Source organism: Hyalangium sp. (assembly GCF_045802625.1).
In the GTDB taxonomy this organism is placed as follows: Bacteria; Myxococcota; Myxococcia; order Myxococcales; family Myxococcaceae; genus Hyalangium.
Window position 1 is genome coordinate 1 of sequence record NZ_JBJMQP010000178.1, and the last position, 1,644, is coordinate 1,644.

A 1,644-nucleotide genomic window follows, 5' to 3' on the forward strand; every position below is an offset into this window, starting at 1 on the left:
CTTGAACATCTGACCTCTGCCCCCCGTGCATGCCTCAAGTTCCCACGCGGCTTTCAACCAACATGCCCCGTTGAGGGCCACCAACTGTTTGTCAGGGCATCGTCCCTTCGAGTCGGACCGTACTTGGCCCGGCACCGGCTCAGGGAGCGTGTCCTGGGACATTGCTTCCGGCCCGGAGGCAATGGGGACCTCTTCCTCGGAGGCGATGGACGCTGCATCGCCGAGCCCTGATGTGCCTGCGTCCGCCCGTTCTTTCTCCGCTGCCTCTCTGCGTGCGAAGGAGGGACTCTCCACGGACTGCCGGGTCATGCCCCGCAACGCCCACGTAGCTAGTGCCAAGCCCGCAGCGGCTGTTGTTAGCCCAAGCCACCAGGCCCTCATGTGCGCTCGGGGCCTGAAGCGCCTGTCGGTGCCCCTCGCGCCAATAGGCTCCTCGTGAGCTTGTACATGCACCTCGGTCGTGTCCGGAGATCGGTAGCTGAGTTTGGCAGTGGGGGCGTTCTCTTGGGAGGGTGTTGAGGGCTGCAGCGGTTCCTCCGCCGGGCTTGGCGGAGCGCTCACCGGCGCGAGGCGCTCGGCGGCCTGCTCCAGCAGTTCGGCCAACTCTGTCGCGGTGCCGCGCTCCTCGGGGCGTACCGAGAGCATGCGCAGGATCAACGTCCGCAACGGCGGTGAGACGCGAGCGTCGTCCAGCAGCGCGGGCGGAGGCACCACGGACTCCACGCGCCAGTTCCTATGCTCATCCTGGCTTGGCTTGCCAAAATCCGGGTACTCACCCGTGACGAGCCGACAGGCCGTGACTCCCAGCGAGTAGAGATCGTCCGCGGACCCAGCGGTGTAGCGGACGTTACGATCGTGAAGGGCGCGTAGTTCGATCAGTGCCGCCTCTGGCGAGAGGTACACCGGAGTGCCTGGCACCACCGCGGGAGGCGTGATCGGGGCGGCCCCCTCGTAGGTGCTCGAGCCAAAGTCGGTGAGGACAGCTCGGCTGTCCGTGCGCGTGACCAGGATGTTGCCGCCCTTCACGTCTCGATGGATGGCTTCTTGGGCGTGCAGCGCTTGGAGCGCACGCGCGAGCTGGGCCAGCAGCCGCAGGACCTGCGCGGCGCTGGGGGCGTGCTGAAGGGCCCACTCGTACAGCGGCACTCCGTCTATCCACTGCATCACGAGAAACGGGTGCCGCGTGCCGCCGTAGGACTGCCACTCACCGGAGTCCAGCAGGCGCGGCACACTGGGGTGCTCCAGGCGGGAGAGCACCATCACCTCGCGCTCGAGTCGTGGATCTCCTGGTTGCAGGGCCAGCTTGAGCGCCACGGGGCCGGCCTGCTCCTGCCCGATTCGCACCGCCCGGTACACCGTCCCGTTGCCCCCTTGCCCCGCCCAGGCCACCACGCGCCAGGACCCCACCTCCATCCCAGGGAGCAGCAAGGCCGGGTGCAGCGCAGGAACGTGAGGGCTCTTCATGCAGTGCCTTGCGCGAGGAAGAAACCGCTGACTCTACTTGAACCCTTACGGCAGTCCGGTCGACCGGACCTCCTATGAAGGACCGTCCTTTAGACCCGGGAGCGGCGCGCCCACGAGGATGGCCATGTTGCCATCCGGGTGCTTGTTCTCGCTCATGAGCTGATGCGCCTCGCCCAGCTC

The 1,644-nt window shown here is 67.0% G+C and carries 1 protein-coding gene; it reads right to left on the reverse strand.

Annotated features, from left to right (window positions below):
• Positions 1 to 1,464: serine/threonine-protein kinase (locus ACJ8AT_RS30695; protein ID WP_407741486.1), on the reverse strand; the 1,464-nt coding region annotated here is incomplete at its 3' end.
• Between the last annotated feature and the right edge of the window lie 180 nt (positions 1,465 to 1,644).